Source organism: Rhodocyclus gracilis (assembly GCF_009617575.1).
GTDB lineage: Bacteria > Pseudomonadota > Gammaproteobacteria > Burkholderiales > Rhodocyclaceae > Rhodocyclus > Rhodocyclus gracilis.
The window spans coordinates 12793-35744 of record NZ_WIXJ01000007.1; the positions used below are offsets into that span (position 1 = coordinate 12793).

General features: G+C 64.9%; 16 protein-coding genes. 10 read left to right on the top strand and 6 right to left on the bottom strand.

Annotated features, from left to right (window positions below; translation table 11 throughout):
- Nucleotides 1-26: 26 nt before the first annotated feature.
- Nucleotides 27-602, top strand: a complete 576-nt coding sequence (locus tag GHK24_RS10080; protein ID WP_228384656.1) for a helix-turn-helix transcriptional regulator — start codon at nucleotides 27-29, stop codon at nucleotides 600-602.
- Between the two features lie 604 nt (nucleotides 603-1206).
- A complete protein-coding gene (locus GHK24_RS10085) occupies nucleotides 1207-2664 on the top strand; it encodes a glycosyltransferase family protein (protein ID WP_153472756.1) in 1458 nt (485 codons plus the stop codon).
- 20 nt (nucleotides 2665-2684) lie between these two features.
- Here the strand turns inward: GHK24_RS10085 and GHK24_RS10090 are convergent, their stop codons facing one another.
- Nucleotides 2685-3641 carry a helix-turn-helix transcriptional regulator gene (locus GHK24_RS10090; RefSeq protein WP_153472757.1) on the bottom strand — a complete coding sequence of 319 codons (957 nt, stop codon included), beginning with the start codon at nucleotides 3639-3641 and terminating at the stop codon, nucleotides 2685-2687.
- 119 nt (nucleotides 3642-3760) lie between these two features.
- Between GHK24_RS10090 and GHK24_RS10095 the strand changes: the two genes are divergently transcribed.
- Nucleotides 3761-5209 carry an MFS transporter gene (locus tag GHK24_RS10095; RefSeq protein WP_153472758.1) on the top strand — a complete coding sequence of 483 codons (1449 nt, stop codon included), beginning with the start codon at nucleotides 3761-3763 and terminating at the stop codon, nucleotides 5207-5209.
- On the opposite strand, the gene GHK24_RS10100 is transcribed toward GHK24_RS10095, so the two are convergent.
- Entirely contained in the window at nucleotides 5178-5645 is a 468-nt protein-coding gene (locus GHK24_RS10100; RefSeq protein WP_153472759.1) for a hypothetical protein, read from the bottom strand. The genes GHK24_RS10095 and GHK24_RS10100 overlap by 32 nt on opposite strands.
- A 93-nt stretch (nucleotides 5646-5738) precedes the next feature.
- On the opposite strand from GHK24_RS10100, the gene GHK24_RS10105 reads away from it, so the two are divergent.
- Both GHK24_RS10105 and GHK24_RS10110 read left to right on the top strand, forming a co-directional pair.
- Nucleotides 5739-6923, top strand: coding sequence for a UbiH/UbiF family hydroxylase (locus GHK24_RS10105; protein ID WP_153472760.1), 1185 nt, complete (start codon nucleotides 5739-5741; stop codon nucleotides 6921-6923).
- A 53-nt stretch (nucleotides 6924-6976) separates the two neighbouring features.
- The gene (locus GHK24_RS10110; RefSeq protein WP_153472761.1) at nucleotides 6977-7696 is read left to right on the top strand and encodes a DsbC family protein; all 720 of its coding nucleotides are present in this window, start codon (nucleotides 6977-6979) and stop codon (nucleotides 7694-7696) included.
- A gap of 28 nt (nucleotides 7697-7724) precedes the next feature.
- Here the strand turns inward: GHK24_RS10110 and GHK24_RS10115 are convergent, their stop codons facing one another.
- The gene (locus tag GHK24_RS10115) at nucleotides 7725-8726 is read right to left on the bottom strand and encodes an alpha/beta fold hydrolase (protein WP_153472762.1); all 1002 of its coding nucleotides are present in this window, start codon (nucleotides 8724-8726) and stop codon (nucleotides 7725-7727) included.
- A 221-nt stretch (nucleotides 8727-8947) separates the two neighbouring features.
- Here GHK24_RS10115 and msrB point away from each other — a divergent pair, with 221 nt between their 5' ends.
- Complete coding sequence (gene msrB / locus GHK24_RS10120; protein ID WP_153472763.1) at nucleotides 8948-9496, top strand: peptide-methionine (R)-S-oxide reductase MsrB; 549 nt, start codon at nucleotides 8948-8950, stop codon at nucleotides 9494-9496.
- Nucleotides 9497-9526: 30 nt separating this feature from the next.
- On the opposite strand, the gene GHK24_RS10125 is transcribed toward msrB, so the two are convergent.
- Nucleotides 9527-9958, bottom strand: coding sequence for a helix-turn-helix domain-containing protein (locus GHK24_RS10125; RefSeq protein WP_153472764.1), 432 nt, complete (start codon nucleotides 9956-9958; stop codon nucleotides 9527-9529).
- Nucleotides 9959-10781: 823 nt separating this feature from the next.
- On the opposite strand from GHK24_RS10125, the gene GHK24_RS10130 reads away from it, so the two are divergent.
- The 4 genes from GHK24_RS10130 (at nucleotide 10782) to pepN (ending at nucleotide 20476) form a co-directional block, all read left to right on the top strand.
- On the top strand, nucleotides 10782-14534 hold the full coding sequence (locus GHK24_RS10130) for a response regulator (protein ID WP_194286412.1): 3753 nt from the start codon (nucleotides 10782-10784) through the stop codon (nucleotides 14532-14534).
- Complete coding sequence (locus tag GHK24_RS10135) at nucleotides 14531-15583, top strand: HD-GYP domain-containing protein (protein ID WP_153472766.1); 1053 nt, start codon at nucleotides 14531-14533, stop codon at nucleotides 15581-15583. The genes GHK24_RS10130 and GHK24_RS10135 overlap by 4 nt, the downstream gene beginning before the upstream one ends.
- 57 nt (nucleotides 15584-15640) lie before the next feature.
- A complete protein-coding gene (locus GHK24_RS10140) occupies nucleotides 15641-17542 on the top strand; it encodes a diguanylate cyclase (protein WP_153472767.1) in 1902 nt (633 codons plus the stop codon).
- 141 nt (nucleotides 17543-17683) lie between these two features.
- Nucleotides 17684-20476 (top strand): aminopeptidase N, encoded by a 2793-nt coding sequence (gene pepN / locus GHK24_RS10145; RefSeq protein ID WP_153472768.1) that lies wholly within the window; start codon nucleotides 17684-17686, stop codon nucleotides 20474-20476.
- Nucleotides 20477-20733: 257 nt separating this feature from the next.
- On the opposite strand, the gene GHK24_RS10150 is transcribed toward pepN, so the two are convergent.
- A complete protein-coding gene (locus GHK24_RS10150; RefSeq protein ID WP_153472769.1) occupies nucleotides 20734-21156 on the bottom strand; it encodes a YchJ family protein in 423 nt (140 codons plus the stop codon).
- Between the two features lie 21 nt (nucleotides 21157-21177).
- Nucleotides 21178-22902: a 2-isopropylmalate synthase gene (gene leuA, locus GHK24_RS10155; RefSeq protein ID WP_153472770.1), complete on the bottom strand. Its 1725-nt coding sequence runs from the start codon at nucleotides 22900-22902 to the stop codon at nucleotides 21178-21180.
- Between the last annotated feature and the right edge of the window lie 50 nt (nucleotides 22903-22952).

Below are 22952 nucleotides of genomic sequence, written 5' to 3' on the forward strand. Positions count from 1 at the left end.
CGGGGTTTTTGTTCGACGAGGTAGAAATGGAGCAAACCCAGCCCTTCAATCAGGCGGCCTTGCTCGATGTCGCTTTTCAGGCTGTCCGCATTTACGCCGAGACGCATCCGCGTCCGCTGCACGTCACGCTTGAGCAGGCCGCCGAAATGCTCGGGATCACCGTGGAGTCGTTGATGAAGATGATGAGCAGCAAGAAACTCCGGATCAACGAGTGCGGCCTGATACCGATTGGCGACATTGATCGAGCACTAGCGTCGCGCGCCAGTCGACCGGGCGTCGAGCTGCAGAAGGCCGCAGCGAAGAAGGCCAGCCCTGTCCGCGAGGGAGGAAAAACAGGACTGGATCGCCCCCGCAGCCATTCGCCGGAGCACGTTGTGATTCGTTTGGCGCAGGTCGAGGAATCGGTCGGCCTGAAGAAGTCGGCCATCTACAAGATGATCAAGACCCAAGAGTTCCCGGCGCCGATCAAACTGGGCAAGCATGCTTCCGACTGGCTGGAGTCATCGGTGCAGACCTGGATCAGGAATAAGGCCGAGCGAGATCCGGCGTTTCTCGAAACTAGGGGTGACACCAGCAGAATGGGGGCATTTTTGGGGGCATAATCGAAAACAACATCTGCCCAAAGCTTGCCAATTGGTAGATTTCTGGCGTTGTTTGGTTGTGCCCATCCCACCAAAATTCAAGTAAAAAGCCCAGCCTCCGCGCTGGGCTTTTTACTTTTCAGACGCCGACACGCTGCCAGGCCACGCCAACTGTGCCGACGAGCGACCGCCGATCCGATTACTTCGCGGGGCGCACTCAGAAGCACCGCCGAGCCGCGTTGCGCCGCCGTTGCGCCAACCAGTGTCCGTCATCGCTCTCGCCAGATACCGCCCCTCGACGCACAGCCCCTCCACAGATCCCGTTTCAGCTCGCGGATTGGCAAGGGCGGCGCGCGTAGTCCGCAGTACTCACTCAACCACGGGCGAGGCAGCGACAATGCCCCTTGATCACCCCCCCGTACCGTGACGTTTTCGCTAGACTCATTGCGCCAATATGCAGCGGCCTGAGCGGCGACCCTCTCGACGGGTCGAGCGCCGAGTTACCTCCACTAGAGGCACACTCGGTACTGACGACGCTCTTTATGCAGCAGAATCCCTTACGGAACATCAGGCTGAGCGACCAAGCCAACAGCTGCCGCGAACGCCCTCTGACGCCGAGAGAAATATGTCCGACCAACTGATCCACGCTAACGACACGGTCAATCTCGTACTCATCCAGCCGGAGGGGTACGCGCATAGTGGCGCATTGGCAGAACTGGTGGAAACGCTCATCTACGGTTTGTACGAAGCGGGCGTTGCGCATCACTTCTCGTTTAATGAATTAAACCCGCTGTGCACCAATATCGTTATTGGTGCACATTTGCTGGACGAAAAAAGTCTGCACGACCTGCCGGCCGAGACGATCATTTACAACTCCGAGCAGATCGACGAAAAATCCACCTGGATAAATAGCGACTATCTCGGAGTTTTACGGCGGTGCCGCGTCTGGGATTACAGCGACGCCAATATCGAAAAACTCCGGTCACTCAGCGTTAGCCGCATTCAACTCCTCCCCGTCGGTTACGTGCCGCAACTTACCCGAATCCCCAGGCTCGCTCACCAGGATATCGACGTACTTTTCTATGGCGCCATTAATGAACGGCGAAAAAATATCCTCGAAGCCCTGATTTCGCGAGGCTTACGCATCGAGTTCCTGTCGGGCGTCTATCGTGAAGAGCGTGACCACTACATCGCCCGGGCGAAGCTGGTAATCAACTTGCACTATTACGGCGCCGCCGTCTTTGAAACTGTTCGTGTTTCCTATCTGCTTGCCAACGAAGTCGCCGTCGTCGCCGAACTCGATGATTCCACCAAAATCGATCCCGATCTGCGCGAAGCTGTGTGTGGCGTCCCGTACGAACGGCTCGCGGACGCCTGCGTCGAACTGATTAATGACACGGAAAAACGCGCCGCCCTCGCTCGTCGCGGATTTGAACTATTCTCCCGACACAAAGAAACTGCAATCCTTCGACGCGCACTGGGAATGAGCGATGAGATACCGCCGCATTACATCCCAAAAACCCTCAACCTGAGCAACGAAAAAAACTGGCGCGACGACTGCCTGAATCTCGACCCCACTAAAACCGGCACCCCGGACGCGCTGTTCGATATTACACGACCGCTCGATGAAATCTCGCTGCTCGACAGCGCACGTTTCGGCCCGATTTTTCTCAAGGAAAACACGTTTGACGCCATCATTGCCGATGATGTTTTCGGCAACATCCCCGACCTCGTCACGACGATAGGCAACTGCCTGTATTTACTCAAGGCGGGCGGCTATTTCCATATTCACGTCCGTCACGAGCTTTCGCAGGCCGCCGAGCAATCAGCGGCAACGCACGCCTTCAATGAGCACAGCTGGCGTGCGCTCACCGACGAGCATTGGCACTATGCATGGACGCAAGCGCGCTTCGAGCAAGTCGCCCTTGATTTTCACTTGAGCGAATCCGGGCAGACGCTGCACACGGTAGGCCGACCTCTCGCCGAGATTCTGCGTACGCCGCGCGCCGTCGACGGCATGAGCGTAACCCTGCGTAAGCGCTATCTTCTCGAGTCGGAGATGGCGCAAACCGCTGCGGCATAAACGCCAGCCCACCGCCTGCCTCAGCCCCGCCCGGCATCGACCTTATCGCCGACGCCCGCGCCCTCCGCCGTCATCTTGCCGAGACATCGCAAGGACTCTGCGCTGGCTTCGTCGGCGGGCAGATAGACCAACAGACGGTCGCCATTTTTCGGCGCTGACCACCAGTTCGTTTGTTGCAGGTTGAGCACACCGAGCTGCGGGTGCTGGAAACGCTTGCTCTGGTTTTCAATGCCGCGCACTTCGTTGCGTTGCCACACATGCTGGAACTCGGCCGATATCGCAAAGTAGCGCTGCAGTTGCTCCTGCCAACGCGGATCGTCGGCGTGTTCCGCCATGGCCGCGCGAAACATCGCCACCATGCGCGGCATGACCTCGTCCCAATCGAGAATGCGCGCACGCCAGACAGGATGAGCAAGCGCCAAGTAAAGGCAGTTGCGGTCCTCCTTCTCAAGCGCCGCGATATCGACGCCGACAAGCTGCTGGTACGCCGCATTGAAGCCGATGATGGAAAAGCGCGCGTTCTGAATGACCGCCGGAAAAGGGTTGAGCTGATCGAGGATCGCCTGACTGCTGTCGCTCAGGTGCTCGCACGCCGGCGCCAAGGCAGCGCCCGAGGCTCGCTCGATACCGGCGAGGGTGAACAGATGCCGGGTTTCAGCCGCGCTGCATTGGAGCGCCGCCGCAATCGCATCAAGCACCTTGCTCGACGCGCGCGGCGAGCGCCCTTGTTCGAGGCGCGTGTACCAGGTGACGCTGATGCCCGCGAGCTGCGCGACATCATCGCGCCGCAGGCCCGGCGTCCGCCGCCGGCCAAGGCGTGACACGCCGACGCGGGCGGGATCAAGGCTTTCCCGCCGGGCTCGCAGAAACGCGCCCAAGGCTTGCGCACGTCCCGGATTGCCCGATGTCGTATCGCTTGAGCTCGTTGAGCTGATTGAGCCAGGCGCCGGTAATTGGCGCGCGTCACCCCCGTTCATGGCATTCCCCCGAAACGAGACAGGCAGCCTTTATACCAGGATAAGCAGATTCTGGTACCCGTCTAAAGAAGAGGACATCCTAGCGCCGCTCCCGCCCATTTGATAGTGAAAGCAGCCTCATGACGACTCCGACGGCACCCGCGCGCTTAGGTAACGCTGGCTTGTACGTATTGCTGGCCGGGCAACTGCTCCCGCTGATCGATTTCTCCATTGTCAATGTCGCGCTGGCAACCATTGCCGAATCGTTTGCCGCCAGCGCCAGCGAGCTTGCGCTACTGGTGGCAGCGTATGGCGTCGCCTTCGCGGTCTGCCTGGCGCTGGGCGGCCGTCTCGGCGACCGACTCGGGCGCCGCCATGTCTTTCGCCTCGGCATCGCGCTCTTCGGCGTGTCTTCGCTGATGTGTGGACTGGCCGATTCACTGACCATGCTACTGGGCGCGCGAACCTTGCAGGGCGTTGCAGCCGCACTGATCGTGCCGCAGGTGCTGGCAACGATCCACGCCGGCTTGACGGGGGCGGCGCATTCACGCGCCATCGGCTTCTTTGGCGCCATCGGCGGCCTCGCCTTTGTTATTGGTCAAGTCCTTGGCGGCTATCTTGTTTCTGCCGATATCGCGGGGAGCGGCTGGCGCAGCGTCTTTTTGATCAATCCACCGCTCTGCCTTCTTGTTCTCGCCGGAACGACCCGCTTTTTGCCGGAAAGCCCGCGCACGCAGGCTATCCACATCGACGTACCGGGCACGCTACTGCTGACGGCCACTGTCCTCTGCCTGTTGCTGCCGCTGGCGCTCGGACCGGCAGCGCATTGGTCATGGCCCTATATCGCCCTGCTGACGGCGGTTCCGCCCCTGCTCGCCGCCCTGTGGATCGCCGAGCGCCGGCAGGAACAACGTGGCCTCATGCCGCTGCTGCCCCCGGCCTTGCTGCGTCTGCCGAGTATCCGCTTCGGCATCTGGCTCGGCCTCGTGTTTTTTTCGTGCTGGAGCGGCTTCATGTTCGTACTCGCTCTGGCGCTGCAAGCCGGCGCGGGACTGGAGCCACGGCAATCCGGTGACGTCTTCATTGCGCTGGGGGCGGCCTATTTTGTCGCGTCGCTCCGTAGCGCCTGGCTCGTCGGGCGAATCGGCGTTCTACCGACGCTGCTCGTCGGCTGCCTGATCCAGATGTCCGGTCTGCTCGCCCTGATGACGACACTGCATGGCGTCTGGCCGCATCCGGGCGTGCTCAACCTGATGCCATCGACGATCATCATCGGTATCGGTCAAGCGTTCATCGTCAGCAGCTTTTTGCGTATCGGGCTGGCCGACGTCGCCATCGAGCACGCCGGTGCTGGCAGCTCACTCTTGAGCACCGTGCAACAAACCGCGTTCGGCCTGGGCTCCGCCCTCCTTGGTGCGCTATTCGCCCATCAATTGCAGCTCGCTGGCAGCCACCTTGACGCCCTACTCGCTGGGCTCACCGGCGAGCTTTGCCTGATGCTGCTGCTAAGTGCTGGCACGCTGCTGTATTACCGGCGACACCAGCGGCTACGGCGACTCACACGGCATCGCCGAGTGTGTACCGAATAACAGCGGGGGCGTCGAGGCGAACCACGCAGCCCCGGCGCGGCCCCTTGAGCAGGCGCTGCAAGTAATGCTCGGCCGCGAGCCGGCTGTGGCAGGGCGGCTCCGGAAACGCATTGCAGGCCAGCCAACGCCCGCCATCGCTGGCCGCCGCAGCGACACAGCGCCCGCCATCGATGCGTGCCAGAATGAGATCGCTGCCAAGCCCCCACGACGCCACGACCAGATCGAGCGCCTCATCGCGGGGCACCGTCAGCGCGACGAGCGCATCAACCGGCGAGTCATATTCGGCGCGGATAATCAGCGGCAGATAGCGACACGAGGATGCGGGCGGCGCGTCGGCCACAGCCATTGGCACGGGCGCATCCTCGACGCGCGACGAGCCGTCACCGCCCTCAGAAGAAGAAGCGAGAAAGCCGTCTGCGAGGCCCGAAGGAGTCACGAAAATCGCCATGCGGGCGATAAAAGCACACACGGCGGCGCTTGTAAAAGGAAGTTGGCGCGAGGCACAATCGCCGCTTGCCGGAGTAAGTGAATGCAATTTGACGTTCTCATCGTCGGCGGCGGACTGGCCGGACTCTCTCTTGCCTGTGCCCTGCGCGACTCGCGGCTGAAGATCGCCCTGATCGAAGGCCGCCCTGCCACCCCTCGCAGTTCCGCCTCTGCCGCCTCGGCAGACGACTGGGATGCGCGCATCTATGCCTTAAGCCCGGCGAACGCTGCCTTTCTCGACCGCATCGGCGCCTGGAAGCATCTCGAGCGAACGCGGCTGGCGCGCGTTCGCGAAATGGAAATCTTCGGCGACGGCGACGGGCGTCTCGATTTCTCCGCCGCAGACGCCGGTATCGACGAACTGTGCTGGATTCTCGAGTCATCGCAGCTTTCCGGAGAGCTTTGGGAAAACGTCAAACGGCAAGCCAACGTCAGCGTCTTTCGTCCTGCACATCCCGCCGCGCTGCACTGTACGGACGAGGGGGTGGAGCTGACGCTCACGGATGGCGAGACTCTCTCGGCGCGGCTTGTGGTCGGCGCCGATGGCCGCGATTCCTGGGTCCGCCAACGCGCCGGTCTCAGCGCGGAGGAAACGCCCTACGGCGAATTGGGCGTCGTCGCCAACTATGCTTGCGAACGGCCGCACCGCAGTGTCGCGCGCCAGTGGTTCCGCGCCGACGGCGTGCTGGCCTGGCTGCCCCTGCCCGGCAACCGCATCTCGATCGTCTGGTCCACCGATGTCGCGCATGCGAACACCCTGCTCGCCTTGCCGGACAACGAACTGGCGCTGCGCGTTGCCGGGGCCGGCAACAAGGTCCTGGGGCAACTGCGAACGATCACATCCGCCCAGGCATTCCCGCTCAGCCTGCTGCGCGTTCCGACCACCATCGCGCCGCGTGTGGCGCTGATTGGCGACGCCGCGCATGGCGTGCATCCCCTGTCGGGACACGGCATCAATCTGGGCTTTCAGGATGCCGCCGTACTGAGCGAACTGCTCGGCAGTAGCGCCAGTTGGCAAGACATCGGCGATGACCGGCTGCTACGCCGTTACCAACGCGCCCGGCGCGAAGAAATCCTCCTCCTGCAAAACGTCACCGATGGCCTGCACCGGCTTTTCGCTGCCCGCACGCCGGGCGTCACGACGCTACGCAATGCCGGCCTGAAGCTCACCCAACGCACTCCCCGCGTCAAGAATCTCCTGATGCGCTACGCCCTCGGCGCGCTCTGAGTCCGACGCCGATTGCCGCCGTCGCCACACTTTTCCCCTTTAGAAAGCCCTCTATGATCCGGAAGCTCTTGCCACTGACGCTCATCGGCCTGCTTGCCGCCGCCATGACGAGCACCTCCTTTGCCGACGAAGCGAGCGTCAAAAAAGCGATCGAAGCCAAGCTCGGCAACAAGGTCGACAGCGTGACGAAGATGCCCTACCTCGGTCTTTACGAGGTCTACACCGACGGACAGATCGTCTACACCGACGAAAAGCAGACCACGCTGCTGATCGGCACGCTGATCGACGGCAAGACGATGAAAAACGTCACCGCCGAGCGCATGCAAAAGCTGACGGCGATCCGCTTCAACGACCTGCCGATCGAGCGCGCCGTCAAGATCGTGCGGGGAGACGGCAAACGCGTCTTCGCCACCTTCGAAGACCCCAACTGCGGCTACTGTAAGCGTCTGGCCAAGGAAACCGCGAAGCTGGATAACGCCACCATCTACGTCTTCCTCTTCCCGATCCTGTCGCCCGACTCGCTCGAAAAATCCAAGCAGATCTGGTGCTCGGCGGATCGCGGCAAGGCGTGGACGGAGTGGATGGTCGACGGCAAGGCGCCGGTTGCCAAGGGAGACTGTGACGTCTCGGCGATCCAGAAGAACCTCGAACTCGGCCACAAACTCGCCATCAATGGCACGCCGACGATCTTCTTCACCGACGGCGAACGCATTCCCGGTGCCGTCCCCATCGCCAAGATCGAGCAGAAGCTCGGACAAACCGCGCCGCGTTAAGTCGCGTCGCCCATCGCTACGCCGCCCCTCAGCGGGCGGCGGCGAGGAACTGGTCGTAGCGCCGGTGGAATTCCTCCGGCACTTCAAAATGCGGCAAAGCGCCCGTCGGCAAGGTCTGCAGCGTCCAGTGGCGCTTGCTGGCAAATGCCGCGGCACCACGATAGTCGACAAAATCGCCGCGCACGCCGTGCACCAGCCACACCGGCGGCGTCAGCGCCTGATAGAAGCGGTGGATATCGCGACTGAAGAGATAGCCGCTGACAAAATCGTAGGGCGCAAAGCGCGCCCCCGGCTGATGCGTCGTCAGCCAGGCGTAGTCGAGAACCCCCTCGTCGATCTCGGGCGAACCCCAGGTTTTTTCGAGGAAGAAGCGGATGCTCGTGCGACTGGTGAGCAAGGCGAAGACCGCACGACTCCAGATCGGCAAGGAGAACATGCCGCGTAGCAAAGGCATGCCACGCGTACTGCCGGGCGGCCCCGACTGCGGCGAGCGCACATCGAAGCCGGTCGGGCTGACGAGCGCCAGAGAGGCAAACGAGGCGGGAGACTCCACCGCCGCGCGGGCGAGAAATTCGCACGCCAGCGACAAGGCCAGCGCATCCGCCACGGCATGATGGCGCGCAGCCTGCCCGCGATCCCGCGTGATTTCGTTCAGCATCGCCAGAATGGCGTCGGTCATCAAGCGCGGCGAGTAGCGGCGATCACCCCGTTCGGAGAAACCGAAACCCGGCAATTCCAGTGCGTACACCGGGCGTAGGCGACGATAGTGCTCATAGATCGGCTTCACTTCGTAGGCCGAACCCGCCGCATTGACGCTGTGGATGAGCAATAACGGCAAGGCATCGGCCGCCGCGCCGCCGCTCTCCGGCGCTGCGTAGTAATACGACAGTCGGCCAGCGATGCTGGCGAACTCGCGCCGTTCACCGGGAAGCGCCGGCGGTAGAGGCTGCCGACCGTGCCCGTGGGCGCCAACCCGCTCACCCGCGGCAGCGGGAGAATGCGGCCGTGAGGCCAAAGGCGTCGTACTCATGCGACAAACCCTCCTGCTAGTCGATCTTCAATCGTCGAACTTATAAAAACCCCGCGCTACGCACGCATCATCGCAGATCGGCGCCTGCAAAGGTGTGCACTGCGAACAATTATGGATGCTATTCGCATTGCAGTCATCTACTGCACGACGCTAGGGCGCAAGGAGCGAACTCGCCGCCCTAGCGCCGCTCCAACTAAAACATAACCATTAGAGGAATCGACATGGGAGCAGGCATCTGGAAATCGCTGTGGCAGGGAATTCTTGGCGGAGGTACCGCAACGACGCGCAGCATCGTCGAGGGCGAGTCGGGCAGCGGTGGCGCTTGCGGTGCAGGCGGCACGGGAGCGGCCTCGGCAGAAAGCCGCGTCGCGTGGAAGCGACTGCTACCACCCGACAGCTTCCGCGTTCTGTTCGACGAAGGAACGGAGCCGCCGCACAGTCATCCACTGAACCGGGAAAAAGGCGACGGCACCTTCGTCTGCGCCGCCTGCCATCATCCGCTTTTCGACAGCCGCCAGAAATACGACAGCGGCACCGGCTGGCCAAGCTTTCACGGCGCACTGCCTGACGCCCTCGGCTTCAAACGTGATTATCTGCTCGTAGTGCCGCGCACCGAGTACCACTGCGTCGCGTGTGGCGGGCACCAGGGACACGTCTTCACTGACGGGCCGCCGCCGTCCGGCAAGCGGTATTGCAACAATGGCCTGGCGTTGAAATTCATTCCGCGAGGCGAGGCGCTGCCGTCACGTCGCGACGCTGGCGCGCACTAGCAGGAACAAAGCCCCCTCACGCCACCGCCTTCACTCTGCGCGGGGTTCGGCGGGGGTCGGCGTCAGAGACGCCGGGAGATGGAAAGCTGGATCGGTGGCCGCCAATTCGTTCAGCGCCGTTGCCAGCAGCGCAAACTGAGACAGTGTGTGCGCCGTCAACGAGATCACCTTGGCGCGCGTGTCGTCGGGGCTGGGGGTGACATCGATCCAGCCCTTCTCACGCAGACGCTGCAAGCGGCGATAGACCGTCGCGGACGAGCCAGCCGCGCGCAGCGCCATCGCCGTCGTTACCGACAGGCGGGTTTCCAGATGCTCGGCCACCCCCACGAATTCGAGCAGGCGCTGATCAACGGCATCCAACTCGGCGAGCGCGCTTTGCTGGCGAAGGATCTGGCTAATGCTGAGCAAACGGAAATACGCATCAAGCGTATGACAGTCACTATTCGGCGAGTCATTACTCATATATCACTAAAGCCATAGCAAAACGAAGACCGCGCGAGAAGGAAAATTCTCTTGGAATATCCCGTTTTCCACCCTGAACGTGCTCGACCAGGCGCTCACATACTTGTCATTTTGATGAAATAAACTTCATTCCTGACAAACAGTTACATCAACACGCCGCGCTACAAAACCCGGCTAAAAACCACACTTGCGTATGACCGCGATTGTAGGAGCAAATGCCAACAAAAGCGTAAAAAATTGTCTATTACTTTAGTAATAGCGTTCCGCCACCGCAACCGGTTCCGCGCGCCGACTCTCCCCATCCATGCGCCGCCCGAAGAGCACCTCGCAGAGCTATCGCCACACCATCGCCGCAGCGACGCCGCCAACGTCATCAACGCCTGCCGACGCTTGATAATCATCATTTTGACGAGCAATATCGCAACTCCCATCCGTCACCCACCGCGCCCGCCGCCCCACTCTCGGCGATCCCCACGATGCCGCGTTCCACGCAACACCGCTGCCCGTCGTCCGGTTCCGGTCACTGGATTTCGCCGCCGTTTCAGACTGAACCGTTTCCGTCGTGATTTCTGATCAGGCCCGCCACGCGATAAGCCCCCGCCGGAGGCGCCCGCCCCGTACCGATCAAGCCTCTGGCATGCGCAATGTCTTGACGCTCTGCGCGGCGGGACGGATGATCGCCGCTCCTCGGCAATTGTGTTTTCTGCCACCGATCCTTGAGTTGTCCTCGTGCGCCCCGATCATCGTCAACCGCCGCTTTCCGGACCCGCGCTGGCGTCCAGCCAATGAAGGAAAACGGGGCGTCCGAACCACCAGCCTGCCCATGCCATCCCCTGCTGCTCACGCCTCTTCGCGCCCGCCCACCGAGGCCGCCCCCCCGCCCAGCGCTGCTCCCGGCGCAAGCGCAGAGACGCGTGGCATCTACACGATCCAGCCGCACGGCGCACTGATCGCATTCGACAGTGCGGGCATCATCCGCATGGTCAGCGCCAATCTTGCAGAGCTCTTTGGCATCGACGCCGAGGCAGTCATCGGAGAAGACGGCAGCACCGTCTTCGGGCAGGCGTGGGAAACCCTGCAGGAATCTCTCCAGCTCGCCGATCAGGCGCAGAGCGCGCGTACCTTCTCCGCCTCCATTCAGGGGCGTGACTGTCATGTCATGCATCACCGCGCCGATGGCCTTGTCGTCGCCGAACTGCTGCCGGCCACGGACGATGACGACAAGGCCTTCGCCCGCCTGCATCTCGCCCTGCGCGACGCGCTGCAGCATTTCGACAAAGACGAAGAGATCGACGAATACAGCCGCTTCGTCGCCCACGAGGTGCGCCGCATCACGCACTTCGACCGGGTCGTCATCGGTCGCTACAACAGCCACGGCGACTACGAAATCATTGCCGAAAGCCGCAATGACGCGCTCCCCTCGCTCGACGGCTTCCGCTTCCCGTCCTCCGATCTGGCGGCGCACGACCGCGAGTACCTCGAAAACAACCCGATCCGCGTACTCGACGACTGCGACGCGGAAGACGTACCGCTGATCCCTGCCGACAACCCGCTGACCGGCCGCCCTCTCGACCTCTGCCGCGCCGCACTGCGCGGCCGCACGCCACGCTACGTCACGGCCATGCGCCAGATGGGCGCACGCACCTCGCTCGCCCTCTCGCTGAAAAAGGGCCCGCGCCTGTGGGGCGTCATCGTCTGCCACAGCGTCACGCAGCGCAGCGTCGCCGTGCCGATGCGCGAACTCGCTGCCTTCATCGGCAAAACCATCTCCTTCAAGCTCACCAACATCGAGCACCTGCGCACCAAGCGCTACATGGAACGCGTGCGCGAGGCCCTGCTCTCGCTCTCGCAGCACATCCGTGACACCGGCGACATCGACCACTCCCTGCGCGCCATCGCTGACGTCTACCTGCGCCTGATCGGCGCCAGCGGCGGCGTCATCAGTTTCGGCGATCACACCTACACCCTCGGTCTGACGCCGAATGCCACGCAACTCGCGCAACTCACCGAGTGGCTGAAGACCCACCACGCCAACGAACTCGTCTTCCGCACCGACAGCCTCGGCGAACTCTTCCCGCCGGCGCTGGCCTTTGCCGAAATCGGCTCCGGCCTCCTGGCGGTGGCGCTCGACCGCAACTTCGACGCGCGTATTCTCTGGTTCCGCGCCGAACACGTCCGCACCGTCACCTGGTCCGGCAATCCGCAGGACGTCCTCACCGACACCAATACGGTCAGCGCGCCGCACTACGCCGTCTGGACGCGAACCGAGCGCGGCCGCTCGCTCCCCTGGCGGGCGATTGAAGTCGACGCGATGAAAATCCTCTCGCTGTCGGTCTTGCAGATGCTGATGCAGCAGGTGCTGCGCGCCAAGGAAGCCGCCGACCTCGCCAACCGCGCGAAAAGCGACTTCCTCGCCAACATGAGCCACGAAGTGCGCACGCCGATGAACGCCATCATCGGCCTGACCCACCTCTGCCTGCAGACGCCCGAACTCAGCCCGCGCCAGTCCGACTATCTCAGCAAGTCGATGAACGCCGCGCAATCACTGCTGCGCATCCTCAACGACATCCTCGACTTCTCGAAAATCGAGGCGAACAAGATGGAAATGGAGGAAGCGCGCTTCAATCTCGACGAGACGCTCGAACACGTCGGCACGATCGCTGCCATCGACGCACGGCAGAAAGGCCTTGAACTCGTCATCGAAGCGGCGACCGACCTGCCTGAAGAAGTCATCGGTGACGCCCTGCGTCTGCAACAATCGCTGATCAACCTCGCCAGCAACGCCATCAAATTCACCGAACGCGGAGAAGTCCGCATCTCCGCCGAAGTCATCGAACGCGACGAAGCGCGCACCCGCCTGCGCTTTGCCGTCAGCGATACCGGCATCGGCATGGCGCCGGCTCAGATCGAGCGCATGTTCGAGGCGTTTACGCAGGCCGACAGCTCGACCTCCCGCCGCTACGGAGGCACCGGCCTCGGCCTGTCGATCACCCGCCGCCTGATCGGCATGATGGGCGGTGAAATTTCCGTGCAAAGCGCGCCCGGCGAAGGCACCAGCTTTTCGTTCGCCCTCGACTTCCGCCGCGCAGAAAAAGCGCCCATGCGCATTCCGGCGCACATCAAAGGCCTGCGCGCTGTCGTGCTCGATCCCCACACGCCCACCCGCCGGATGCTCGTCGCCCAGCTACGCGCCTTCGGCATGAGCGCACACGAAGCCGACGAGCAGACCGACCTTGCGCAACTGGCCGACCGCACGCATACCGACATCGTCGTCATCGATGCGCAGATGCGCCGGCAATGCGATGCCATCGCCCAGTACACCTCGACGCTGCCGCGCCGGCCGGCGATCCTGCTCACCTCATCGATCGCCGAAGAAGCCATCGGCTCCGATTTCAAGCTGCAATCCGACGCCTTCCTGCACAAACCCTTCACCCGCAAGCGTTTGCTGCAAGCCCTGCAACGCGCGCTCAGCGCCACACCGCAGCCGGTGGCGCCGAGCCGGCCGGCAATCAGCGCGCGCTTTCCCGGCGCGACGATCCTCGTCGCCGAAGACGACGAACTCAACCAGCAGGTCATCCGGCAATTGCTCGAAGCGATGGACGTCGTCGTGCACATCGCCCGCGACGGCGAAGCGGCAATTGCCCAACTGCTCAGCGCCGACTTCCACTGCGACGCGCTCCTGCTCGACATCCAGATGCCGCATCTCGACGGCTACGGCACCGCCCAGCGCATTCGCCGTCACCCGTCGTTGCAACGACTGCCGATCATCGCCCTGACCGCGAATGCGCTCGGCGAAGACCGCACCCGCTGCATCGCCGCCGGCATGAACGACCATCTGTCGAAGCCAATCGATCCGACGGCGCTCGCCACGACGCTGGCACGCTGGCTGCGGCCCCCGTCCCGCCACGGCGCCAGCGCCGCGGAACGCGCGCGGCAACGGCAAGCGCTGCCGGAAATTCCCGGTCTTGACGTCGAAGACGGCCTCAGCCGCACCGGCGGCGATGTCGCCGCCTACCTGCGCATCCTGCGTAAATTCGCCTTCCATCGTCGCGACATCGGCCACCAGTTGCGGGAACGCGTGCTCGCGCACGATCGCGAAGGCGCCGAACGCCTGACGCACGCGCTGCGTGGCGTCGCCGGCTCGCTCGGCGCCGAGGCATTGCAAAGCGCCACGCAAGACCTCGAAACCGCCCTGCGCGCCCACGCCCCCGACAGCGAACTGCCGCCGCTGCTTGATCGCCTTGAAGAAGCGCTTGGCGAAGTCATCCGCGCCATCGACGCGCTGCCGACCAGCCAGCCCATCCTGCCGGCGACCCCGTCCCTCGCCCCGGAACGGGCGACGACGCCTGCGGCGCCCCCCGAGGACGGCATTGACGCCCTCTTCGCCACCGCCTGCGGGCAATTCGAGCGACTCGACTGCGCCGTCGAGGAAACCCTCGCCGAACTCGCCAAAAAAATGCCCGGCAACGGCGCGCTCGCCGACATCTGCCGCCTGACCGCCGTCTATGATTACGAAGCGGCACTCGCCGCGCTGCTGGCGCTGATGTCCAGCCGCCCCCTTCGAGAACCTGCATGAACGCCCCGATTCCCCGCGCCGAAATCCTGATCGTCGACGACGCACCCGAAATCATCGACATCCTGCGCCGTGTGCTGTCGCCGGAATACGCCATCCGCGTCGCCGGCAACGCCCGTCTGGCGCTGCGCGCGGCCTTCTCGGCCAGCCCGCCGTCGCTCATCCTGCTCGACGTGACGATGCCAGAGATGGACGGTTACGAAGTCTGCCGAACGCTCAAGGCCGACGACGCGACGCGGGCGATCCCGGTCATCTTCATCACCGCGCGCGCCTCGACCGACGACGAAGCCTATGGTTTTTCCATCGGCGCCGCCGACTACCTCGTCAAACCGATCAGCCCGCCGGTCGTGCTCGCCCGCGTGCGCACGCATCTGGCGCTCTATGCGCACCAGCGCGACCTCGAACAGCGCGTCGCCGAGCGCACGGCCGATCTCCTCGCGCGTACCCGCGAGCTCGAAGAAACCCGTCTCGAAGTCATCCGCCGCCTCGGACGCGCCGGAGAATTTCGCGACAACGAAACGGGACTGCACCTCATCCGCCTCGGCCATTACGCGCGCCTGCTCGGGCTGGCGGTCGGCTTTTCCGACGCCGAGGCCGACCAGCTGATGCACGCCTCCGTGCTGCACGACATCGGCAAGATCGGCATACCTGACCGCATCCTGCTCAAGCCCGACCGCCTCACCAGCGAAGAATTCGACGTCATCAAGACGCACTGTCAGATCGGCGCCGAGATCATCGGTGAACACGCCGAGGGCCTGCTTGCCGTCGCCCGAACGATTGCCCTGACGCACCACGAGAAATGGAATGGCAGCGGCTACCCCGCCGGACTGATCGGCGAGGACATCCCGCTCGTCGGCCGCATCACCGCCATCGCCGACACCTTCGACGCGCTCACCTCGCGCCGCCCCTACAAGGCGCCCTGGCCGCTGAACGATGCGCTGTCCTGGATCGGCGAACGCGCCGGTCTGTGCTTCCAGCCGCAACTGGTCGAGCGCTTCCTCGCCATGCGCCCCGAAATCGAAGCCATCCGACACTCCTTCGAGGACCGATGAACGTCGTCCGGCAGTACGCCCATCTCCCAGAGGAAGCGCCATTGCGCGACACCGCCCATGAGTGACACCGCCCCGAGCAAGGCCACTGCCATCGCCGAACACCCGCCCGACGCCGCACAGGAAATCGCCGCGCTGCGTGCCCAACTGGCCGACGCCGAGCGCCAGCGCGATGAACTGCAAGCGGCTCTAGAGGCGCAAGAAGCACTCGCGACGGCGCAAGCCTCGCATTGCGACCGCGTACCCTCCGGCTGCCTGAGCATCGACCGCAAGGGCCGCCTGCTGTTTGGCAACGCACGCGCCCTCACCCTGCTCGGCATCCGCTCCGGCAAAGTGCCGCAACGCACGCTCGGCAGCTTCTTCGCCGACGACGCCGCGCTGACGCTGACGCGCTTTCTGGCTCAGATGTTCACCGGCGCCAGCTCGCCGCAATGCGAACTCACCCTTCCCGGCAACCGCCGACGATCGCCGCGCGTGCTGCTCGCACAAGGCCACGCCGGCCCCAGCAGCAAGATTGCCCACCTCTCGCTGATCGACATCAGCGACGCCAAACGCCTGCAACAACGTGAGCGGCTGCGCAGCGACGCACTGGAACTGCTGGCCAACGGCTCATCCCTGAAACGCATCCTCGAAACCATCACGCTCGGCATCGAAGCCGGCGACATCGACGCGCGCGCCTGCGTCATGCTGCTCGACCCACGCGGCGAACACCTCTCCGTCGCCGCCGCACCGCGCCTGCCAGCGGAATTCCTCGCCGCCATCGACGGCCTTGAAGTCGGTGTCGGGCAAGGCTGCTGCGGGACGGCGGCATTCACCGGCAAATGCGTCGTCGTCGAAAGCGTGCAGCAACACCCCTACTGCCGGCGCTGGCGCGAGGTAGCGGCCGCCGCCGGCATTGCCGCCAGCTGCGCGCAACCCATCACCGGCAGCAACGGCCAGATGCTGGGTGCCTTCGCCGTCTACCACGACACCGTCAGGCGCCCGTCCGCCGACGATCTCCTGCGCATGGAAGAAGCCGCGCAACTGATCAGCATTGCCATCGAGCGGCATCGCGCCCGCGAGGCGCTGCGCGAAAGCGAAGAGCGCTGGAAATTCGCCGTCGAAGGCGCCGGCGACGGTATCTGGGATTGGGACGCGCGCAGTGGCAACATCGTCGTCTCCTCGCGCTGGTACGAGATTTTCGGCCTGCCGGCCGGCAGTTTCACGAACGTCCTCGCCGAATGGCGGCGGCGCGTGCATCGTCAGGATCTTCGCCAGATCATGGCGACACTGCAGTCGTGCCTCGACGGACGCACCAACAGCCACGCCATCGAATACCGGCTGCGCGCCAACGACGGTTGCTGGCGCTGGGCGCTGGCGCGCGGATTGGTCGTCAGCCGCGACGAGAACGGGCGCCCCTTGCGCATGATCGGAACGCAAACCGACATCAGCCAGCGGCGCCGCATGGAAGAAGAACTGCGCGCACTGGCGACGACCGACGATCTCAGCGGCCTCGCCAACCGGCGCCGCTTCATGGAGCGGCTGGAAGAAGAACACGCGCGGCTGCAACGCGACGCGACGCTGGCGGCGGCCGTGCTGATGATCGATATCGACCACTTCAAGAAGGTCAATGACCGCTTTGGCCACGCCACCGGCGACGCCATGATCTGCCACTTCGCCGATCTGCTGCGCAGCCAGCTGCGCCGCCTCGATACGGCGGGCCGACTGGGCGGCGAAGAATTCGCTGTCCTCCTTTCCGGCGCCACTCTCGCCTCGGCGCACAGCTTCGCCAAGCGTCTGCGCCGGGTCGTCGAAGACGCGCCACTCGGCGTCAAGGGCGAAAAAGTGCCGCTCACCATCAGCATCGGCCTGACGGTACTCTCGGCGGAGCACACTCACCCCGAAAACGCGCTGGCGCGTGCCGATCAGGCGCTCTATCAGGCCAAGGCTGGCGGCCGCAACCGCGTCGTCATTGCCCCCTGACACAGCGGCGATGACGCTCGCCTGCGCCTGGAGCCCCCTCGCTTGCGTGAGCGCCCCGCACGACTGCCAGACTCCGGCAGAGCAGCAGTGGGAGCGCCACGGACGACTGCGGCGGGGCTGGGCGGCGCGTTAGAATGAGGCATGACTACGCCTACGACTACCACCACGACTGCGACGGCACCTGAGGGCGCCGCCTCCCCGCAAACCCCGCCCGCCGGCGCCCCGCTCATCCGACTGTGCGACTACGCGCCGCCCGCGTTTCTTGTTGACCGCGTCGATCTGGAGATCGACTTCGCGGAGCAGGGCGCCATCGTCAGCGCAACGCTCGCCCTGCACCGCAATCCGCAGAGCAGCGACACCAGCGCGCCGCTCCTGCTCGACGGTGCCGAACTGGAGACGCTGTCGCTGGCGCTCGACGGCGTTGAGCTGCCGCCCGCGCGCCATCGCCTGACGGCGGACTCGCTGACGATCACGGACCTCCCCGATGCCTGCACGCTGACGACGCGGGTGCGCATCCAGCCCGACAGCAACACCCATCTCTCCGGCCTCTACCGCTCGGCCGACGGCTATTTCACGCAGTGCGAAGCGCAGGGCTTCCGCCGCATCACCTGGTTCCCCGACCGCCCCGACGTGATGTCGCGCTTTACCGTGACGCTGCACGCCGAGCGCGAACGCCTGCCGGTCCTGCTCGCCAACGGCAACCCGGTCGCTGCGGGCGACGACGGCAACGGCCGCCACTGGGCGCGCTGGGAAGACCCGTTCCCCAAACCCTGCTACCTGTTCGCCGTCGTCGCGGCGAAGCTTGACGTGCTGCGCGACGAATTCACCACCGGCTCCGGCCGCCGCGTGCAACTGGCGATCTACGTCGAACCCGGCAAGCTCGACCAGTGCGCTCACGCCATGGCCGCGCTGAAGCAGGCGATGCGCTGGGACGAGGAACGCTTCGGCCTCGAATGCGACCTCGACCACTACATGATCGTTGCCGTCGGCGACTTCAACATGGGCGCGATGGAGAACAAGGGGCTCAACATCTTCAACACGAAGTACGTGCTCGCCCGCCCCGACCTCGCCACCGACCACGACTACGAAGGCATCGACCGCGTCGTCGCGCACGAGTATTTCCACAACTGGACCGGCAACCGCGTCACCTGCCGCGACTGGTTCCAGCTGTCGCTGAAGGAAGGGCTCACCGTCTTCCGCGACCAGGAGTTCGGCGCCGACGTGCACCAGCGCTCGGTGGCGCGCATCCGCGAAGTGCGCACGCTGCGCGCCGCGCAGTTTCCCGAGGACGCCGGGCCGATGCGCCATCCGGTGCGCCCGTCGGCTTACGTCGAGATCAACAACTTCTATACGGCGACGGTGTATGAAAAGGGCGCCGAAGTCGTACGCATGATCCATACGCTGCTCGGCGAGGACGCCTTCCTCGCCGGCATGGATCTCTACTTCGCGCGCCACGACGGGCAGGCCGTCACCTGCGAGGATTTCGTCTCGGCGATGGCCGACGCGTCGAACGTCGACCTCGCGCAGTTCATGCGCTGGTACGAGCGTGCCGGCACGCCGCGGCTGGTCGCGCGCGGCCGGCACGACCCGGCAACGCAACGCTACACGCTGACGCTGACGCAACTGCCGCCGGCACCGGTGGCCGGTGAAGCCGAGAGCAGCACCGATGCCGCGACAGACGCCCCGACGCCGCTGCACATCCCGGTGACGCTCGGACTGCTCGGCGCCGACGGCGCCGATCTGCCGCTGCGCCTCGCCGGCGAAGACGCCGGCGCAAGCGCGCCGACGACGCGTACGCTGTCGCTCACCGCGTCGACGCAGGAGTTTGTCTTCGAGGGCATCGCCGCGGCACCGGTGCCTTCGCTGCTGCGCAATTTTTCCGCGCCGGTGCGGCTTGACCTGCCGGCCAGCGACGACGAACTGGCGCTACGCATGGCGCACGACAGCGACGCCTTCAACCGCTGGGAAGCCGGCCAGCAGCTCGCCAGCCGGCTGATTCTCGGCGCTGCGGCACGTCTGTCAGCGCTGCCCGCCAACGCCGATGAGTCGGTGGCAGCCCGAGAAGTCGCCGCGAACGAGTGGCCCGAAAGCTTCGCCAACGCCGCCGCGCGCATTCTCGACGCGGTGATCGACGGCCACAGCGCCGACCCGGCGTTTGCCGCCGAAGCGCTGGCGCTGCCCTCGGAGGCAACGCTGGCCGAAGAAATGACCGTGGTCGATCCCGACGCGCTGTTCGCCGCGCGCATGGGACTGCGCCGCTTCCTCGGCACGCGCCTCAGTGAGCGCCTGCAAACGCTGTACGATGCGCTGGCGCCGAGCGGCTCCTATCTGCCGACTTCGGCCGACGCCGGCCGGCGCGCCTTGCGCCACCTGTGCCTCGACCTGATCGCCGCTGCTGACGCGGAAGCCGGCTGCGCGCTCGCCGCGCGCCAGTTCGCCGCCGCCGACAACATGAGCGACCAGTACGCGGCGCTGGTGCTGCTCGCGCATCACGGCGGCGCCGCGGCCGAGCAGGCGCTCGCTGACTTCCACGCGCGCTGGCGGCACGAGGCGCTGGCGCTCGACAAGTGGCTGCTGGCGCAGGCGACCAGTCGTCGCCCGGACACGCTGGCGGTCGTCCGTCGTCTGCTCGCGCACGCCGACTTCGACCTGCGCAATCCGAACAAGGTGTATGCGCTACTGCGCGGCTTCGGCGCCAACCATGTGCGCTTCCACGCCGCCGACGGCGCCGGTTACCGCTTCCTCGCCGAACAGACGCTGGCGCTCGACGCGATCAACCCGCAGGTGGCAGCGCGGCTGGCGCGCTGTTTCGACCGCTGGCGGCGTTTCGACGCCGGCCGTCAGGCGCAGGCGCGCGCCGCGCTGGAACGCCTGGCCGCCCACGCCGGGCTGTCGCGCGACGTCGCCGAGATCGTCAGCCGCGCCCTCGGTTGAAGAGAAGTCAAGAGAAGACTACGCGGGCCGCGGGCCCGCGCGGATTGCGAGGAACCGGTTGGCTTGGGCTTGGGGGCCGGCCGGCGTGAAGCCAGGCTGCGAGCGAGCTAAACCGGGTCGCGGTGCGTTGAAGCCGGCTGGCGGTCGGATTGGAACAGGCCGGACGGAAACCGGGTAGATCCTGGGAAGTTGGGTGAGACCCGATTGCGTCCGAGCAAAGCAAAAGCCAGAAAAGTTCTTCGCCCGCCTCCCGACGCTCAGGCAGCCGGCGCATCCACGTCGCCGTCGACGTAGTACCAGCGCCCTGCTTCGCAGACGAAGCGGCTGGTTTCGTGCAGGCGGTGCGCCCGTCCGCCGACGCGACAGCGGGCGATGAACTCAACCTCGGCCGTCGCTTCGCCCGTCTGTGCGTGGCGACGGATGTCGAGGCCGATCCATTTTTGCGGCGGATCGTTTTCCCAGTCGAGCGACGCGGGCCGCGTCGACTCGTGCCAGGTCGCCAGAACGTAATCGGCGAGACGCAGCGAATAAGCCGCGTAGCGCGAGCGCATCAGACGCTCGGCATCGGCGGCGGCAGCGCCGGCATGGAGAGGCCCGCAACACTCCGCGTAGGGACGCGCGGAGTGGCAGGGGCAAGGGAGGGAAGAGGTGGGGGAGAGAGTAGGGGCGGCCTTTTTCATGCCGCGATTCTACCTCCCTCCTCAGGCGGTCTGCGCCTCGGCAACGGGCGTGGCCGCCGTGCGCACGGTCTCGCAGGCAGGGGCCGGCCGGCCGATGCGATTGACCGCGCTGACCAGCGCCTTGATCGACGCCGTGACGATATTGGCGTCGATCCCCACACCGTAATGCGGCGCCGCGCCTTCGGCGACAACCTCCATGAACGAGCAGGCGCGTGCGTTACCGCCATCGCCGCTGCTTTCCAGCGAGCGCTCTTCGTAGCTGCGCACCTGCAAGGCGATCCCGGCGCTGCGCAGGGCAATCACCGCCGCGTCGATCGGGCCATTGCCTTCGCCCGTCAGGCAGCGCTCTTCGCCGGCAATACGCAGACGCAGACGGATGCCCTGCGCGCTGCCCTCGCCGAAGAGTTGGTGATCGAGGTACGCCACCGGCGTCGACGGCTCGAGATACGTCCGCGAGAAGAGGCCGAAGATCGCCTCGGCGTCGACTTCGCCGCCCTGCCGATCAGCCAGCGCCTGCACGACCGCCGAAAACTCGACCTGCAAACGACGTGGCAGAACGATGCCGTAGCCGGTCTCGAGGAGCCAGGCGACGCCGCCCTTGCCCGACTGGCTATTCACCCGAATGACCGAGGCGTAGCTGCGGCCGAGATCGGCCGGATCGATCGGCAGATACGGCACGCTCCACACCGATTCGGGCTTCTGCACGCTGAAGCCCTTGCGGATGGCGTCCTGGTGGGAGCCGGAGAAAGCCGTGAACACAAGGTCGCCGACGTAGGGGTGGCGCGGATGGATCGGCAACTGGTTGCAATCCTCGATGACGCGCGCGACGGCGTTGATGTCGGAGAAGTCGAGGTTCGGCGAGACGCCCTGCGTATACAGGTTGAGCGCCAGCGTCACCAGATCGACGTTGCCGGTGCGCTCGCCGTTGCCGAAGAGGCAGCCCTCGACGCGGTCGGCGCCGGCCATCAGGCCCAGTTCGGCGGCGGCAATGGCAGTACCGCGGTCGTTATGCGGATGCAGGCTGAGGATGATGCTGTCGCGACGCGCGAGGTGGCGATGCATCCATTCGATCTGGTCGGCGTAGACGTTCGGCGTCGTCACCTCGACGGTCGTCGGCAGGTTGAGGATGATTTTTTTGTCCGGCGTCGCGCCCCAGGCGGCGGTGACGGCGTCGCACACTTCGAGCGCGAAATCGAGCTCGGTGGCGGTGAAGGTTTCCGGGCTGTATTCGAGCACCCACTCGGTGTCCGGCTGCGCTTCGGCGAGTTCGCGGACAAGACGAACGGACGACACCGCCATGTCAATCACTTCCTGGCGGCTCATGCCGAAGACGAATTCGCGGAACGGCTTCGAGGTGGCGTTGTAGATGTGCACGATGGCGCGACGCGCACCGCGCAGCGATTCCATGGTGCGATGGATCAGATGCTCGCGCGCCTGCGTCAGCACTTCGATGCTGACGTCGTCGGGGATGTGGCCGTCTTCGATCAGGCTACGCACAAAATCGAAATCGGTCTGCGACGCCGACGGGAAAGCGACTTCGATTTCCTTGAAGCCGATCTGACAGAGCATGGCGAAGAGGCGCAGCTTGCGCTCGGCGTCCATCGGCTCGAAGAGCGACTGGTTGCCGTCGCGCAGGTCGGTACTCATCCAGATCGGCGCGCGATCGATGACGCGATTCGGCCATTGCCGGTCAGGCAGGCTGACCGGCGGGAAGGGAAGGTACTTGCTGGCGGGTTCGTGCAACATGATGACGGCCTCCGGAATGCGATTTGAGAATGACGACAGACCGGCAAATC

Coding starts and splice junctions, on each gene's coding strand:
- GHK24_RS10080 (WP_228384656.1), top strand. CDS start 27: ATGGAGCAAACCCAGCCCTTCAATCAGGCGGCCTTGCTCGATGTCGCT.
- GHK24_RS10085 (WP_153472756.1), top strand. CDS start 1,207: ATGTCCGACCAACTGATCCACGCTAACGACACGGTCAATCTCGTACTC.
- GHK24_RS10090 (WP_153472757.1), bottom strand. CDS start 3,641: ATGAACGGGGGTGACGCGCGCCAATTACCGGCGCCTGGCTCAATCAGC.
- GHK24_RS10095 (WP_153472758.1), top strand. CDS start 3,761: ATGACGACTCCGACGGCACCCGCGCGCTTAGGTAACGCTGGCTTGTAC.
- GHK24_RS10105 (WP_153472760.1), top strand. CDS start 5,739: ATGCAATTTGACGTTCTCATCGTCGGCGGCGGACTGGCCGGACTCTCT.
- GHK24_RS10110 (WP_153472761.1), top strand. CDS start 6,977: ATGATCCGGAAGCTCTTGCCACTGACGCTCATCGGCCTGCTTGCCGCC.
- GHK24_RS10115 (WP_153472762.1), bottom strand. CDS start 8,726: ATGAGTACGACGCCTTTGGCCTCACGGCCGCATTCTCCCGCTGCCGCG.
- msrB (WP_153472763.1), top strand. CDS start 8,948: ATGGGAGCAGGCATCTGGAAATCGCTGTGGCAGGGAATTCTTGGCGGA.
- GHK24_RS10125 (WP_153472764.1), bottom strand. CDS start 9,958: ATGAGTAATGACTCGCCGAATAGTGACTGTCATACGCTTGATGCGTAT.
- GHK24_RS10130 (WP_194286412.1), top strand. CDS start 10,782: ATGCCATCCCCTGCTGCTCACGCCTCTTCGCGCCCGCCCACCGAGGCC.
- GHK24_RS10135 (WP_153472766.1), top strand. CDS start 14,531: ATGAACGCCCCGATTCCCCGCGCCGAAATCCTGATCGTCGACGACGCA.
- GHK24_RS10140 (WP_153472767.1), top strand. CDS start 15,641: ATGAGTGACACCGCCCCGAGCAAGGCCACTGCCATCGCCGAACACCCG.
- pepN (WP_153472768.1), top strand. CDS start 17,684: ATGACTACGCCTACGACTACCACCACGACTGCGACGGCACCTGAGGGC.
- GHK24_RS10150 (WP_153472769.1), bottom strand. CDS start 21,156: ATGAAAAAGGCCGCCCCTACTCTCTCCCCCACCTCTTCCCTCCCTTGC.
- leuA (WP_153472770.1), bottom strand. CDS start 22,902: ATGTTGCACGAACCCGCCAGCAAGTACCTTCCCTTCCCGCCGGTCAGC.